Raw genomic sequence first — 16,017 nt, 5'->3', positions numbered from 1 at the left:
CCATCTAAAATCAGACTTACTTTTTCACAATCCTATTTCTTTTGCAATCGTAATGATCTCAAACGGTTTATATTCCAGTTCAGTACATTCCCCTGTAACATCTTCAAGCATATTCATTGTCTTGTATACTCCACCCAAGGCAAATGAACCACGGCCACCGTCTTGTTCAGAAAGACGGAAGACAATACTTTTTTCATCCTCAGACAATTTTGCCGACTGTAGATACAACCCAGGGAAACGCCAAGGCAAGGAATAAGGTGCACCAGTCGGAAGGAAAGGTACGTTGTAGTCAAACGCAAGACGGTTCACACCAGCATCCAAAAAAGAGCCATTATGAGGATAAATTGCATAAATGATATTGTGCTTTCCAATATCGGATATGATGTCTGGTCGGATATTGCTTCGTAGGAGGCTGAGGGAGAATCCATTTTCCTCAATGCCCACACCATATTTACCTTCGTTGATGACGGCTATTCCTCCTCCTGCTTCAGAAAAATCACACCACTTATGGCAACAACATTCAAAACGGGCCTTCTGCCATGAGGTATTTCGGTGTGTTTCCCGTTTGATGTAACCTGCACTTGTATCACACACCAACTCTCTTGATAAAGCATTGATATTGAAAGTCGTCTTAGCCAATCGGTGCTTTTCATTCCAATCTACAAGATTCTCGATCTCAATAAGTGGCGAATCCTTGAACACCTTGATGAGCATCGTCCAAGAGCTTTTGCATTCAGGGGTATTCAAAGTCACGGAGAAAAGAGCACACTGGCTGTCCGCCTGCACGAAATGAAAGGGCTCCATCACAACCAGTTCATACTCAATATCCTTGTAGTTGGGCAGAATATCCCATGAATCATACATTCCGGGCATATCCTGATACAGGTGCAATCTATTGATGCAACCATTCACATATTCCCTACCAGTATTTCTGTCTTTCAGCGAAGAGATAGACCCATCGGAATTAAAAACCAGACGATAATATCCAGTTTGAACAGTTGATCCTTTACAGCTAAACCAGGTAGAAGAATCTTCCGGTTCCGGCGAGGGAAGTGGAATAGAAGAAAGGCCCTCCGACTCTACCAGCCTATATGCCCCCCTCCTACCTTTTCTCGCAAACTTGCCATTCGTATCTTCAATGAATACTGGTTCACGCCTGTAATGGTTCAATGTATTGAAAAGATATCCAGAACCGATTCCGACAAGCCTATCAAGACTGTCTTCCATAGCCCTATAATCAGTTATGGCATCTTCATATACAGGATTGATATGGCTTCCTGGAATAATATCATGAAACTGATTGAGCAGCAGTTGCTTATATAAAGCGCGCAGTTCTTCAGCGGGATACCGGAGGCCCTCATTCATACGACAGAGAAAAAGCAATTCCACATCCCGTAATCTGAATTCAAGCATTCTATTATAACGCTTTAGAAGGCTCTTTGTAGTAAATGTACCGCGGTGCATTTCAAGATAGAGTTCACCATCCCAAACCTCAAGGGCTCCATTGTCCTTGAGATTCCTATGCAGAAATTCATCAGCTCTCATATGCTCCGTATGCGGCATGATGGACAAACGGTCAAAACGATGCATCAACTCAATCATTTCTTCAGTGGCACCACTTCCTCCATCTCCATACCCAAACATTGAAAGAGTCTGTCCACCGTATTCCTTGTCAATATAGGCGTCCCAATTCTCTTTTACCTGACTAGGCATGTTCCAGGTAATAAAATGCGTAGGAGGTACACAGGCATAGATTTTTGACCCGTCAATGCCTTTCCAAACAAAATTATTGTGAGGAAAACGATTGGTATCATTCCAGGTAGACATCTTGTTTGAGACAAAGTAATCCACGCCTGATTTTTCCAGAATCTGGGGGAGTATCCAACTATTTCCAAAAACATCAGGCAACCACGCTGAATCAACAGTAATACCAAAAGCCCTTCGGTAAAAATGCTGGCCATAGAGACACTGCCGGACTAAGGATTCAGCGGCTGGAATATTGCAATCGGGTTCAACATACATTGCACCGACAGGTTCAAACTGGCCGGATTTGACTTTCTTTTTAAGTTCAGAAAAGAGTTCAGGATAATTCTTCTCAAGCGTTTCATATAAGAACGGTTGGGTATGGCAATATTTGAAATCAGGATAACGGTCCATGAGCCTCATCTGAATCAGAATTGTCCTTGCATTCTTCTGGACAGTGTGAATGCGACGCCAGTAATAGGCAATATCAAGATGACTGTGTCCTACCAGGGCCACATTACCGCTTGATTTGAAATCCCTATTGGAAAAAACTTTTTCATCCAAGTATTTTCGTGACTTATCTGCTCCTTCATAGGTGGTTAAATCCACTAAATTGAGTGCTGTCTCCAATTCTTTATTGAGATATGAGCGGTAATCTTCATCAAAATGCGGACTCTTGGCAATATCAATGAGAGCTATCAGATCATAATACAGGTCAAGGACATCCTTGTTGATGATTACAAAATAGAGTCCCTGGAAAATCTGCCGACAGCCACGATCATTCATTGTATCTGGGTTTCGTTCATCATCAGGCTTGCTGCGGTTATAGCCCTCTATTTCAAAATTCACCAGACCATCGGTCCCTACAAAAGGATTCAACAGAAGACGATTCCTGTTGGGATCCATTCCACCGGCAAAACTACCGTTGACCTTCACTATCATTTCTGCAGCTGTATGCAGATGCAGATACACTTCATGACCTTTGAATTTTTCACTTATCATACCCTGCCCAGTGATGATAATATTGCCGTCTGGAGTAAATATGATGTCGTCTTTTGCCAAATCTCTCCAATCAGAGATGTCCTTATAGGAATTATCGCCTGTCTGGATGCGATCCTTAATCCGTAGCCCTGTAATCTCCTGACAGTCTTTTATGATGCCACGTTTCAGGTAACCGAACCGCAAGTCGGTCCATTCCTCTGATCTTAAACTTCGTCTTATCACCTCAACAAAGGCCATTTCCTACTCCTTCAATTTACATCCCAGAAGAAAGGTCTGACCCTTCTGCCAATTACTTTCATATCTTTGCCCAGATCACGTTTCACTTCCTGCTCAATCCAAGTGCAGCAACGATCCAGTACAATGCATTTGGAACATTCACCTCGGAAAATCAACAACAGATTTCCTTTTTCGTAAGAAACGAATTCAACCCATCCTCCATCGCCCTTGATTCGAGGTGCTATCACATTTTCGATGTATTCTTTCATATCCCAATTGTAAGTGGCATTTTTAATTTTTTAACAGGGTATATTTTTCTGTGTATGGGGCTTTTTCCATGATTGCGGTATCATTCTTCAATTATCGGAAAATTTTAATGAAAGAAGAAAATATCTGTGTTACCTTCCAGTTATGAAAATTCCACGACATTATGAAAACACTGAAATCATCCACGTCAATACAGAAGCACCTCACTGTCTTTTCACCCCCTATATAAAAAATGGAAAAAATCAAACAATTCTTCTTTCTGGAGATGACTGGGCCTTCAAATACTATCCTTCAGTAGAAGAAGCGAATGGAACTTTTATTTACCCCGAATTTGATAAATCACAATTTGAGATGATTTCCGTTCCTTCTGTATGGCAGATGCTTGGTTACGACCAAAAACAGTATACGAATATTCAATATCCCATACCCTTTGATCCTCCTTATGTACCTGCAGATAATCCATGTGGCACATACATAAAGGATTTCGACCTGGAAAAAGAAGCAGGCAAGTCATACTTTATTGTATTTGAAGGCGTTGACTCAGGTTTTTTCCTGTATCTTAACGGCAAGGAAATCGGCTATAGCCAAGTATCACACAATATCAGTGAATTCAATATTACAGAACATGTCAAAACTGGAGGTAACCGCCTTGCTGTCCTCGTCCTGAAATGGACAGACGGGACCTATCTTGAAGATCAGGACAAATTCCGTACCTCAGGAATTTTCAGGGATGTATTGTTCGTCACCCGTCCAGAAAAACATATTGGAGATTATGTCATCACATCTGAGTATGAAAACGGTAAGGGACTCTTTTCTTTTACAACGACTAGCGCTGCTGGACAGATTCCAATAGAAATAGCGCTTTATGACAAAAAGAAATTTATTCGCAGGGCAATTGTAACGCACAGGGTCAGTTTTTGTGTCGAGAACGTCCGACCATGGTCAGCAGAGGACCCTTATCTCTACACATTGCAGATCTCTGCTGGCGAAGAATGTATTACAGAGCATGTCGGTTTCATCTCAATAAAAGTAGAAGGAACAAGCTTTCTTGTTAATGGAAAACCTGTCAAGCTTCTTGGCACAAACCGCCATGACAGTAATCCCAAGACAGGACCGGTTGTCACTCGGGAGGACGTAAAACAAGACCTGAAGCTTATGAAGGATGCCAATTTCAATGCCATTAGGACAAGCCATTATCCTTCAACTCCTTGGTTTTACGATTTATGCGCTGAAGCCGGCTTTTATCTTGTGGCGGAAGCTGATCTTGAGTGTCATGGAGTGACTCGTTTGCAAGATGTCGTGGTAAAAGATGCATTTGGACTTTTAGCCTCAGACCCAGCCTTTGAGAAAGCGATAGTGGACCGTAACCTTCTGAATGTTATGGAACATCGGAACAAATGCGCGATAGTGATGTGGTCCCTTGGCAACGAAAGTGGTTGGGGGAAGAATATGGAAAATGCTGCAGCTCTGGTCCATACGCTTGATGCAACACGCCCAATTCAATATGAAGGAGCCCAACGCGCTGTCTCCGATGGTTTTCTCATAGACACATCTGAACTTGATGTAGACAGCTATATGTATGCTTCTCCCTCATTCATCAAAAACTATCAAGGTCTCAAGCCGGTATTCCTCTGTGAATACATCCATGCAATGGGAAATGGCCCAGGTGATATCGAAGAATACATTGATGCCATCTATTCCAACTCCTGCTCAATGGGAGGGTGTGCCTGGGAGTGGTGTGACCATGCCACGTATGAAGGAGAGGATAAGGTTCATGGACCCATCTATCATTACGGGGGAGATGCCGGAGAAAAACCTCATGACGGGAATTTCTGCATGGATGGGCTTACCTACCCTGACAGACGGCCACATGTCGGACTACTGGAATATAAAAACTGCCTCCGACCTGTTCGAGCCGTTATGAAGTATACAGAAACGGCTGCCTGTCTTTCGTTCTCAAACCAGATGTTCTTTTTTTCGAATGCATCAGACTATCTCTATGCGAAATATGAAATAAAAAAAGAAGGAAAACTGATTGAAAAAGGAGAATTTGAATTTCCTTGTCTTCTGTATGGGAAAAAATCAAAAACTGTAAAAGAGTTTCCTTTGACAGAGGACGATTCCTATCTGACTATCGTTTATTACAGAAAACATGGATCTTCTTTTGTAAAAAAAGATTCCCAAGCTGGTTTTGACCAGTTTCCTCTTTTTCTCAAAAAGAAACAAACAGTACGGATATCCCCTGAAACACCTGTTGAGCTTCAGGAAGATGAAGAAAGCTTCACCATTTCGGGAAAGGGCTTCTCGTATTGCTTCAACAAAAAGAAAGCTGCATTGTCAGCTCTTGTCAGGGATGGCCAAGAACTTTTAGCTGATATCAGTGAGTATTCAGTTTTCAGAGCTCCGACTGATAACGATGCCAATATAAAATCATCATGGTATGAAGCTGGTTTTGATTCATTGAAGGTCCGAACCTTTGCCGCGCAGGCAGAACGTAAGGAATACAGCGTGACACTCCATTTTTCATTTGTCCTAGGACCGGTTTCCAAACAACCTGTCTTGAAATGTGAGGCGGCATACACGATTCACTCTGACGGGAGCCTTGACTGTATTTGCAAAGCTATCAAAGATACCGCCTTTCCGGACCTCCCGCGTTTTGGACTGCTATTCAATTTGAAAAAGGACAAGAAAAACATCTTGAGATATTATGGTTATGGACCGTACGAAAGCTACGAGGACAAACATCAGGCCTCACATCTAGATGTATTTACATCTCCAGTGAAAGACCTCTTTGAGGACTATGTCAGGCCACAAGAAAATGGAAGCCATTACGGTACTCGTTGGATTGAAGTAAAAGGGCTCAGATTTGAATCTGATACTCCGTTCAGCTTCAATGCCTCATATTATACAGACTCAGAGCTGGCAGAAAAAAAACACAACTGGGAACTGATTTCGAGCAATTCTCTCTTGCTTCATATAGATTACAGGATGAGCGGCGTAGGATCAGCCTCTTGTGGTCCGAAACTCAATGACCGGTACGCTATAAATGAGAGTGAAATAATTTTCAGTTTCTCACTCATCTTGGCCTGAATACGGTACAATGATCTTAAATACATTGCGATAGTAGGGTATGGAGGAAAGTTCAATGTCCGCATTTCCCATGCCATAAAAATTCTGAATCCGACTGTATGTGTGGGCAAGACCGATATGCTTGCCTACCTCTGTTTTGCTTCGCATGATGGCGTTTACTTTTTCAACATTAAATCCCCTACCGCTGTCACTTATCTCTAGGATAATCTTGTTGTCTTCGCGAAAAAAACGAATTTCAATTGTTGGGTTGTAGACAACCAATCCATTGGAATCAATGTTAAAGCCGTGTTTGATTGCATTTTCTACAATAGGTTGAAGCATTGTCTTCAGCACAAGGCAGTTCTCCATACCCAGTTTTCCATCAATAATAAGATTGATAGGGCTCGCAAAACGGCTCTCCATGATTTTCACATATGAACTGATATGCTTTATTTCACTGCTGATTGGAACAAGATCACGTCCCTGAGCCAATGTAGCTCTCAGATATCTCGACAGATGCCAGATCATCATATCAGCACCTTTGTCTGAATGGGACAGGATACTCTGCCTTATATACTCCAAGGTGTTATAAATAAAATGAGGATTGAGTTGTTCGGACAGTAATTTGAGCTCAGTTTTATACTGCTGTTCTTCTTTTTCTCGAATGGACCCCATCTGTTCGGTAATTCGGATGCTCATTTGGTTGATTCTTTCGGCTAATTCTCCAATTTCATCATTTTCATAGATCTTGAGCCGATATTCATAATCCCCGTCCTTAATCCTTTCGACACCATACATGACCTCCTTGAGTGGTCGACTGATATTTTTCCGTAAAAATCGACGGGCTCCCAGCATCAAGATGGCTATGAAAAGCAGTATGCCCATATAAATCACAGCCATAGCAGAAAGCAGGGAAGCAAAAACCTCTTCCTTGTCTGTATAGACAACTACATGGATCATCTTGTTCTGAATTGTTCCTATAGTAATTATTGATGTAAAATCTTCATAAACAGGATACGTCAGTACGGATTTTATTTTATTGATGATCCGTTCATCATTCCTATCCTTTCCAATTCCTTTAATCATACGTCCGTTTTCTGTAAAAAGGAACAAGGTATGGGCATTGCCTTGAAAATCAGTTAGAGTCAAAAAATCTTCTAGAAGTGCATCGTTGATGAAAGCAATTATATATGCATCCGCGGCATTGGGAATTTCTGAAAAACTGGCTATTCTTCCAGACTTTATGGGAAAAACTAAATAAATTACAGGATCTTGAGAAACAAACGGAGTGACACGGGACGGTAACCATGTAATACCCTTGATAGACTGTAAGTCCTCATCTGAAAGAATCTCTTCGGCATCAGGGAGAACCCTTTCTTTGTAAAGGGAATAGCAAATTTTCTTCGCGGGATCATAAACCACCGCGGAGATCAGAAAAGAATTGTGCTGGGAAAATGAATTCAATTCATTCTGGAAAGCATAGCGAGTTTGTCCATAGGATGCATCATCATGGACCATATTCCACAGTTCAGCTGAGAACTCTTCGGTACCGAAATCAAAAATAAATGAACTGTAGAGCATATCGAGATTTATACTCATGATGCTTTCGCTTTTTCTGTTCAGATTCCTTGCTTCCTCATGAGAAGTCTTCTGCATCTGGTAAGTATAGCTGACGAGTGTAAATACCAGCAGCATCACTGCCAGGAAGACAGCAATGAAAACAAACATGAAGCCCAGTGTCTGATCAATACTTCGAAAGTGTTTCATCTGACTGCCTTCAATCGGAATGTGGAGGGTGTCTTTCCATAAATTTTTTTGAAGGCCCTGGAAAATGCATGGTAGTCGCTGTACCCCAAACGGGAAGCAATATCCTCAATATTTATATTTTTTTCCAACAGAATCTTTCCAGCCCATTCCATTTTTTCCTTCAATAGGTAATCACGGAGCGTCTGCCCGGTCTTATTCTTGAAATAGATGGCAAAATATGACTCGGAGAGATTAGCGTTACAGGCAATATCCGAAATGTAGATTTTATTCTGTATGTTTTCCCTGATGTAGAGTTTGGCTTTACGGATTAGTTCATCATCATCCTCAAAAATTCCATTGGTCTCCTCGAGAATCAAAGATGCCTTTTCCATACCGTACAGACTCTCGATGTAGTGTTCGATGTCTGCAAAATAACTACTCAGGCAACCGATAAGCCCGTCCAAAGAAACATAGAGAGGAATTTCCTTGTAAATCGATTTTACTGCACCTTCGGGAAGTACAGGACGTAAAGATGACGATACATTCTCAGCAAAAGAATAGCACAGGGAGTATACATAATTTGGACTGGGCATCGGTACATAGAGTAGTGTCTCCATAAATTGTTTCACTCCTTTTTCAATCTTATCAAGGTTTCCAGTCAAAATGAAACTTACCATATCCACATTCTGCAAGGGATTCCTGTCTGGTGGCGGTATGGTACAGATGTCGAGGGAAGTGAATATGTGCTTATCGTTGCTGTAAAGCCGGTAAGTTACTGCCGAGAGGGCCTTGTTATACGAATAAGGGCATTGATAAAGGCCAGGGACCACATCTCCTATACCAATAACAGTGTCGGGATAATCATTGTCAGTCAGTAATTCCAGAAAGGCAGAGGCTACCTCGTATGACGTTTCCGTACCGAAATTAAAAATTCCTACCAGTGATTTTGCATCCCGAAACCATATCTTGTGCCGGATTTTTTCCAGACAAGTTTCAAGAAGCGGTAGAGTCTTTTCATAGGCCTCATTGGACAGCGTAGAAGAAAAACTGATAAACATAACATAGCAGGAAGTGTCGGTAAGGGCTTCATTCAAGGAGGGTAGAAGTTTCACAATCAGAGAAGAATCAATGACTCTCCCCTCAATCAGATCTTTGAAGAATGTGGTGGCTGGATGCTTGACTTGGTCAATTGCATTACGTTCGTTGTTCAGTCTCATGCCAAGGATCCTAAGTTCATCTGAGAGTTCCGTGTAATCTATAGGCTTCAGAATATATGCTTTTGCTCCATACTTAAGCGCATCCTTGGCATATGAGAAATCATCAAACCCAGAAATGATAATTATCTGTGTCCTGGAACCAGTTTCAGCGCACTTTTTCAGTACATCAAGTCCTGACAATCCTGGCATCCGAATATCCAAGATGGCAAAATCAGGCTTGAGATTCTGGATACTTTCAAACGCCCCCTGCCCATTGTCTTCTTTTGCAATTATTTTTATTCCCTGTTCTTCCCAAATTGGAGAATTCGCGAGACTTAAAAGAATTGTCGGTTCATCATCTGCCAAAATACAGGAAAAACAATTGTTCATCATCAAAACCCTCCTATCGGAGTTTACCCTTCTCATCTGAGTAGCCTTCAAACATAACTAAAAAATGAGTGACAACTAGACCTTATCAAAATTTATCACATGGTAGGACCAGTCTGTTGGCAATATGTATTCCCGTCAAGAATAAATTTCAATTTGCCATATAATGGAAATTGATACATTTGGAATAGAAAGTGTACTATCGAGATCTTTAAAACTGGGGGAATATAAAACTAGAAATGGCTTTCATGGCTTTTATAAGGAGGAGAACATGAAAAAATCTATTGTTATCATGCTGATGGTATGTCTGTTGCCAGCGATGCTCTTTGCTAATGGCTCAACTGAGAAATCAGTCTCAGCAGGAGAAGTTACTGTTGTCAAGGTATGGACAGAGGATAGACATGATCTTGACTATGTCCAGAAGAAAGTTGATGAGTATAATGCAAATAATACCGACAACATCAAAATTGAGCTGACAGTTGTAACAGAGAACTACAAAAATATGCTCCAGCTCTCATTCCAGAGCGGTGACGCTCCGGACGTAGTAGGTGCGAACTCATTGCCTCTGAACCTTTTTGCAGACACTGGGATTCTCAATCCACTTGATTCCTATATCGCAAAGAGCCCTGAGTACATAAAAGTCAACGAACCGGCCTCGCACAAGTATGAAGGTCTCAACGTTTCCAAAGGCAATACCTACTGGATTCCATCCGGAATGCGTTCTGGCGTTCGGGTCATTTACAACAAAGATCTATTGAAAGCCGCTGGTTATACAGAAATACCAAGAACGCTTTCTGATTACATTGACATGGCAAAGGCCATCACGGTAAACGGAAAAGGGAAGTACTATGGTATTGGATTTACGTCATCATCTCCATTCGAGAGACTTCTTGAAATGACGGCACAATGTTCTGGTATTTTCTATTATGATTACGTAAACGGTAAATTTGATTTCTCTGGTTACCGACCGATTCTCGAACAGGGAAAGAGATTTATTGATGAGAGCATCGCTTATCCTGACCAGCAGCAGGTTGATATGATGAGAGCCCAATTTGCTGTAGGATCGTTTGCTCTCTGGTCAAATGCTTCCCAGGAAGCAGGAGTATTTACTTCTCAGATTCCTGTAAAAGATTTTGAATGGGCTACGGCTGAAGTTCCTACACTCACGGGTAAAGTTACTGGCGCATTGCAGATTACTCCGTCAAAGGGTTGGGGCATTGTCTCAAATTCAAAGGTCAAGGATGCAGCATGGAAGGTTATCAGCTTCTTCCAAGGAGAAGAGTTCCTCAAAGGCTATCTTGAAAGCGGGTATTGCTTGCCAATCACTTCCTACATGGACGGCTTGATTGATAAGACAAAGATTGGTCGTCTTGCTGACTTCTCTCTTCTGGATTATGAATCTGTCTATCCACAACCTCCGGTGGTCAATATTTCCGGAGATGACTACAGGACTACTCTCTGGAACTGCGTAATGGGTTTCAAGACAATAGATGCAACCATTGCAGACCTGAACAAGAGATACAATGATGCTCTAGAACGCGATATCAAGAACGGTACTGTGAAACGCCTGATCATTAAGGATTACAATCCCCAGAAGCCAAACAGCGGTACTTTCGAATACCTCACAAAATAATTGTTGCACGCCCAGAGAGAAGCCCTTCTATTCTGGGCATGCTTCAGAATCCCTGGCCTCTCCCAGGGATTTTCTTGTTTGCCCAGCATGAACAATGACTCGATGGTGAAAGTTCACCGTAGGTGCGGTACTACCAGGAGGCAGGAGCTCTAGCTTAAGGCAATTGCAATCCTGCGAATGACTGTGCGAAGGAAGCCGTCCGAGAGTCGCAAAAACGGACGGCTTCCCTGAATGGCGGATATCCAAGATAACCGGCTAGGTATCGAGCAACTACTGCACCCTGTTGCAGTGTAGATGGGTGAAGCTTGATGCCAAACTGGATTTTCAGGTGTTCCTGTGCAGAGAATATTCGAATGAAGAGGCTTGAAGGTTGCTGATGGAAGCAGACATGTGCGGAAACTGGTAATGTCGTTTGATTGAACCACCCACTGCGAAACCTTATGGTGTGGTGGAGAGAGAGGTTGGGGCAGTGAGTTCCCCTTCTACTCGGTTTAAGATTTTTAGGAGATTCTTATGGTAAAAACCAATACGCAGGAAAAAACCAGACGTAACAGGATGGGAAGAAAGAATGCGATCCAAGCTGGACTTATGCTGTCCCCTGCTGTTATTCTGCTTATCATCTGCTCAATCTACCCTTTCTTCTGGATGTTTAAATACATTCTTTATGATTACAACGGTTTTACTGCAAACTTTACAGGAATGCAAAACATCATACGAATGGTTCATGACACTAATTTTTGGGAAAGTGTTGGACACACCTTTGAATATGCTACATACAAGATAATATTCATCATTCCCCTAGCTCTCCTCGTAGCCGTACTGTTACATTCAGGAATTGCCGGTTCTTCCCTATTCAGATTGGTCTATTTCTTGCCTACGGTTATCAGTTCTTCAATTTCCGGCATGATTTTCAGCTTCATTTTCGCCACAAGCAACGGTATTCTCAATCAAATGATCTCTCGGCAGATACCTTGGCTTACCAGTCCAGATTATGTAATGATTGCGGTTACCGTTCTTGCAGTCTGGGGCGGTTTTGGAAACTATATGCTCTATTTCATTACTGGTATGAACGGAATATCATCCGATGTGTATGAAGCGGCCAAAATAGACGGTGCCACTACATCCCAGACATTCTTCAGGATTACGCTTCCCATGCTCAGCCCTGTACTTAAAGTTGTACTGATGTTAGCCATCACAAGTGCCTTCAAGGATTACGAAGCAATCATGGTGCTCTCCGGTGGCGGCCCTGGCAACAGATCCATGGTCATGTTCCTCTATATTTATAACCTTATCTTTGGTTCGGCATACAACGTCACCCAACCACAGATTGGATACGGGGCGTTACTGTCTTGTGCATCCGCAATCATTGTCGGCGGTGTAACATTATTATATCTCAAGCTCTCCAAAAAGCTTGACGATGTTATGTAAGGAGAAACATATGAGAAAAAGTCATGAGATTCTCTCATCAGTAGATAAGGCAAGAAAAGCTGCTCTCATTGTGCTGTTGAGTATTCTTGCCGTGGTGGCAATCTTTCCGGTAGTCTATATTACTTTGGGATCTTTCAAGTCACGTACAGAACTTCTTATCGGTGGTGCGAACATTTTTCCCTCAGTCTTTCATTTTGAAAATTATGTCAATGCTTGGAAACAGGCTAATTTCGCGATATATACAGGAAACAGTATAATTATTGCCAGTGGTGTAATGATATTGTCATTATTCTTTTCCACAATGGCTGGGTATGTATTCTCAAGAACCGACTTTCCTGGAAAAAAACTGATTTTTGGAACTTTCGTCATGTTCCTGTTCATCAATGTCGGTTCAGTTTCCATCAGGCCGTTGTTTGAACTTGCAACCAAGACTCATATGAATAGAAGCCTGATTTCTGTAATCCTGTTCTCAGCGGGAATGGGACAGGCAACGTACATTTTCCTTGCCAGGGGGTATGTCAACTCGGTCCCGAAAGAACTTGATGAAGCCTCTAAAATTGACGGATGTTCTTTCTTTGGCACATTCTGGCGCGTTATAGTTCCCGTACTTCAGCCGTTAATCGCGACTATTGCCCTGCTCTCATTCCGACAGGGCTGGAACGAATATATACTCCCTCTGGTTTTCACTATGACCAATGATAAGATGCGTCCCTTGACGGTCGGGGTAAATATGCTCAAGAACTCAGGAGACGGAGCAGCTTCCTGGGAAATCATGTTTGCAGGGGCAACCATAGCGGTAATCCCAATGATCATTGTTTATGTCTCTTTTAGCAAATACTTTATGAATGGTTCCACTTCAGGTGCCGTCAAAGGCTGAAACAGGTCTCCGGCACACCACTCTCTATTGTTCATAATTATTATGAAGTAAGGATGATGCATATGAATCGATTCTCTGAAGATGGCTTCATTTTGGACTATCTTGTTACGCCGGTTGTAAAAACTCCCTATTTTTCCAAACTCCGGGAAAAGGACCAGCTAAAGCTTGAAATGCTTATGAGAAAGGATGTTGTCACAATAAAGCAAAAGACACTTCCTGAAAATTACCTAAAAATACAAGACTGGACTCCACGATACTCCTATGCCAATATTTTTCTCGATTGCTCCTCTTTTTATTCGACACCTCAACGCATATCTTTTAGTGCCGCAACATCAATTTTCGCTGAGAAAGAAAAAAATGTGGAACTGTCCGTCTGGACTTATATGTCATTGGGCCTTTATCATGATGGAAATCTTGTCCTCACGATTTCTCCACCACGTTATAAGCCGATCAGACGGGAAAAGGTATCCTTATCTCTTCATGAAGGCCAAAATACTTTTGTCATCCAAGCAGAAAATCTCGGTGTAAGAGATACCTACAACCTGTTCGGAATTCAAGTCTTACCCGATAGGGCTGGACTTTCCATCAGGTTCCCTATTCCTGCATTTGAAGAAAAGTATAGACCTGCCATAGCATTTTTGGACAACCTGACATGTCAGAAAAGTCGCTTGGTCTTCTCTGTTCCCGCTCCAAAAGGCACAAGTGAGAGCTACCCGGATGTAAGTCCAGAATACCATCCAGACTATATCAAACCTTGTACCGACATTTCGCAACAATCAGTTTTTGAAATTAACAATGAATATTCCCAGGCAGATATAACCTGTTGCGGGCTCTCTCGCAGGGTACAGGTTGCCGCCAACATATCATCCCTGCATATGGATATTCCAGATAAAAAAGAGCGTAATGACTATATTTTCAAAAAAATTGCACAAGTCAAGACCCTCGATAGGGGTGACCATGGCTTTTCAATCTTCAACATCCTTGCCCGAAAAGCATTGAATATTGAAGCTTCCGAGGACCGGAAGCTGCTGCTTGATGACCTGGACCTGATTGATAGAAGGGTAGACTGCTCGGATTTCATCCTTTCCGGGCTCATCAGATACTTGCATAATTACTCCTTGGATAATGAAGTTGCAGAAAAAGCACGGGATGTTTTTCTATCATACCGTTATTGGATGGATATGGAAGGACAAGATGGAATGTGCTTCTGGAGTGAAAATCATAGCCTCATGTTCTATTTCTGTGCCTATGAAATTGGAAAAATGTATCCTGATGACTTTTTTGAAAAAGCCATGCAAACAGGTAAACAACTCAGTACAAGCGCACGCACAAAACTATCCGACTGGCTTGATGATGTATATGACTCACTTTTTGAAGAATTCCTCAGCGCCGTGTATATGTGTGTTACGTTTGCCGCTCTTCTGAATGTATATGATTATGCAGAGAAGGAACTGAGCAGCAAAGCTGAGGCTATCCTTGATATCATGATCGCCCAGCTGGGTCTTCAGGTTTTTGATGGTGCTGTCATTGCTCCTATGGGCCGTGTTTACCGGGACTGTCTTTTTCCTTTTCGTGGCGCTGCCAATTCAATTCTGGCTCTCGAGGCAAACGGAATCTGCTATGATTATGCTGAAGGGTGGACAAGCTTTTTTGCTACTTCCAAATACCAATTCAAAGCAGGTTTGGAGAATCTGATCCGCTATGATCAGGATACCTCGTATACAACAGGCAATGCACGGATTTTTGTAAAAAAAACCGCTGATTATATTCTAACCTCAGTGGCATCCCCCCGACGTGATAATTTCGAGCGTTTTGAGAATACCATCCTCTCAGGCCATGCAGACCTGAAGAAACACAGCTACACGAAATCCATGAACGAACGTTTTCATGGAACAAGCTGTTTTCAAAGTGGTTGCTATGGATACCAGCAGCACCTGTGGTACGCCGCGCTCTCTTCCGAGGCGGTGTTCTTCATGAACCATCCGGGCGCATCCTGCGAACAATCGAGCCTCCGCCCAGGATACTGGCATGGCAATGGTATTTTCCCTGCTCTCAGGCAGGAAGGAAGCCTCTTGGGTGGAATTTTCTGTATTCCGGACAATCATCCCATCCATTTTGTCCACGCATATCTTCCTCATGAACGGTTCGATGAAGTGAACTATGACGGGCCATGGATTTTTTGTCGCAAGGAAAAAGGGTATCTTGCATTCTGGTGCCCTGTCGCAAGGCTGAACCATGATGACATGCTCTTTGACTGTGAAATACGTTACAAGGCTGACCAGGTCCCCTTCCTGGTCATAGTGGGAAGCAAGCAAGAACATGAAAGTTTCCCTGAATTTCTTTCCTGGGCAAGAGCGTACAAGCCTGAATTCTCTTTCCCCGACCTATATGTCGGAGGAAAAGAATTCCTGACCTTCCGCGAATACACCGATAACAGCCAAATAATTGATTGA

9 protein-coding genes are annotated in these 16,017 nt (G+C 42.4%); 5 read left to right on the top strand and 4 right to left on the bottom strand.

What is annotated here, in order from left to right; translation table 11 throughout:
* Positions 1-24 precede the first annotated feature (24 nt).
* Both ACHZBG_RS04920 and ACHZBG_RS04915 read right to left on the bottom strand, forming a co-directional pair.
* Positions 25-2,982, bottom strand: coding sequence for a glycoside hydrolase family 38 C-terminal domain-containing protein (locus ACHZBG_RS04920; RefSeq protein WP_320128335.1), 2,958 nt, complete (start codon positions 2,980-2,982; stop codon positions 25-27).
* Between the two features lie 11 nt (positions 2,983-2,993).
* Entirely contained in the window at positions 2,994-3,230 is a 237-nt protein-coding gene (locus ACHZBG_RS04915; protein ID WP_320128334.1) for a NifU family protein, read from the bottom strand.
* A 142-nt stretch (positions 3,231-3,372) separates the two neighbouring features.
* Between ACHZBG_RS04915 and ACHZBG_RS04910 the strand changes: the two genes are divergently transcribed.
* Complete coding sequence (locus ACHZBG_RS04910) at positions 3,373-6,318, top strand: glycoside hydrolase family 2 TIM barrel-domain containing protein (protein ID WP_320128333.1); 2,946 nt, start codon at positions 3,373-3,375, stop codon at positions 6,316-6,318.
* Here ACHZBG_RS04910 and ACHZBG_RS04905 read toward each other — a convergent pair.
* Both ACHZBG_RS04905 and ACHZBG_RS04900 read right to left on the bottom strand, forming a co-directional pair.
* Positions 6,301-8,064 carry a histidine kinase gene (locus ACHZBG_RS04905; RefSeq protein WP_320128332.1) on the bottom strand — a complete coding sequence of 588 codons (1,764 nt, stop codon included), beginning with the start codon at positions 8,062-8,064 and terminating at the stop codon, positions 6,301-6,303. The genes ACHZBG_RS04910 and ACHZBG_RS04905 overlap by 18 nt on opposite strands.
* Positions 8,061-9,632, bottom strand: a complete 1,572-nt coding sequence (locus ACHZBG_RS04900) for a response regulator (RefSeq protein ID WP_320128331.1) — start codon at positions 9,630-9,632, stop codon at positions 8,061-8,063. Before ACHZBG_RS04900 ends, ACHZBG_RS04905 begins: the two co-directional genes overlap by 4 nt.
* Before the next feature lie 265 nt (positions 9,633-9,897).
* Between ACHZBG_RS04900 and ACHZBG_RS04895 the strand changes: the two genes are divergently transcribed.
* From ACHZBG_RS04895 to ACHZBG_RS04880, 4 genes are all read left to right on the top strand, one after another.
* Entirely contained in the window at positions 9,898-11,259 is a 1,362-nt protein-coding gene (locus ACHZBG_RS04895) for an extracellular solute-binding protein (protein ID WP_320128330.1), read from the top strand.
* A gap of 513 nt (positions 11,260-11,772) precedes the next feature.
* Positions 11,773-12,687: a sugar ABC transporter permease gene (locus ACHZBG_RS04890; protein ID WP_320128329.1), complete on the top strand. Its 915-nt coding sequence runs from the start codon at positions 11,773-11,775 to the stop codon at positions 12,685-12,687.
* 10 nt (positions 12,688-12,697) lie between these two features.
* Positions 12,698-13,564, top strand: coding sequence for a carbohydrate ABC transporter permease (locus ACHZBG_RS04885; protein WP_320128328.1), 867 nt, complete (start codon positions 12,698-12,700; stop codon positions 13,562-13,564).
* Between the two features lie 62 nt (positions 13,565-13,626).
* Positions 13,627-16,017: a hypothetical protein gene (locus tag ACHZBG_RS04880; protein ID WP_320128327.1), complete on the top strand. Its 2,391-nt coding sequence runs from the start codon at positions 13,627-13,629 to the stop codon at positions 16,015-16,017.

Source organism: uncultured Sphaerochaeta sp. (genome assembly GCF_963676625.2).
In the GTDB taxonomy this organism is placed as follows: Bacteria; Spirochaetota; Spirochaetia; order Sphaerochaetales; family Sphaerochaetaceae; genus Sphaerochaeta.
This window is presented reverse-complemented; position numbering and strand designations above follow the sequence as displayed.

Bases quoted from the DNA above. Each gene is read 5' to 3' on its own strand.
- ACHZBG_RS04920 (WP_320128335.1), bottom strand. From the start codon at position 2,982: ATGGCCTTTGTTGAGGTGATAAGACGAAGTTTAAGATCAGAGGAATGG.
- ACHZBG_RS04915 (WP_320128334.1), bottom strand. From the start codon at position 3,230: ATGAAAGAATACATCGAAAATGTGATAGCACCTCGAATCAAGGGCGAT.
- ACHZBG_RS04910 (WP_320128333.1), top strand. From the start codon at position 3,373: ATGAAAATTCCACGACATTATGAAAACACTGAAATCATCCACGTCAAT.
- ACHZBG_RS04905 (WP_320128332.1), bottom strand. From the start codon at position 8,064: ATGAAACACTTTCGAAGTATTGATCAGACACTGGGCTTCATGTTTGTT.
- ACHZBG_RS04900 (WP_320128331.1), bottom strand. From the start codon at position 9,632: ATGATGAACAATTGTTTTTCCTGTATTTTGGCAGATGATGAACCGACA.
- ACHZBG_RS04895 (WP_320128330.1), top strand. From the start codon at position 9,898: ATGAAAAAATCTATTGTTATCATGCTGATGGTATGTCTGTTGCCAGCG.
- ACHZBG_RS04890 (WP_320128329.1), top strand. From the start codon at position 11,773: ATGGTAAAAACCAATACGCAGGAAAAAACCAGACGTAACAGGATGGGA.
- ACHZBG_RS04885 (WP_320128328.1), top strand. From the start codon at position 12,698: ATGAGAAAAAGTCATGAGATTCTCTCATCAGTAGATAAGGCAAGAAAA.
- ACHZBG_RS04880 (WP_320128327.1), top strand. From the start codon at position 13,627: ATGAATCGATTCTCTGAAGATGGCTTCATTTTGGACTATCTTGTTACG.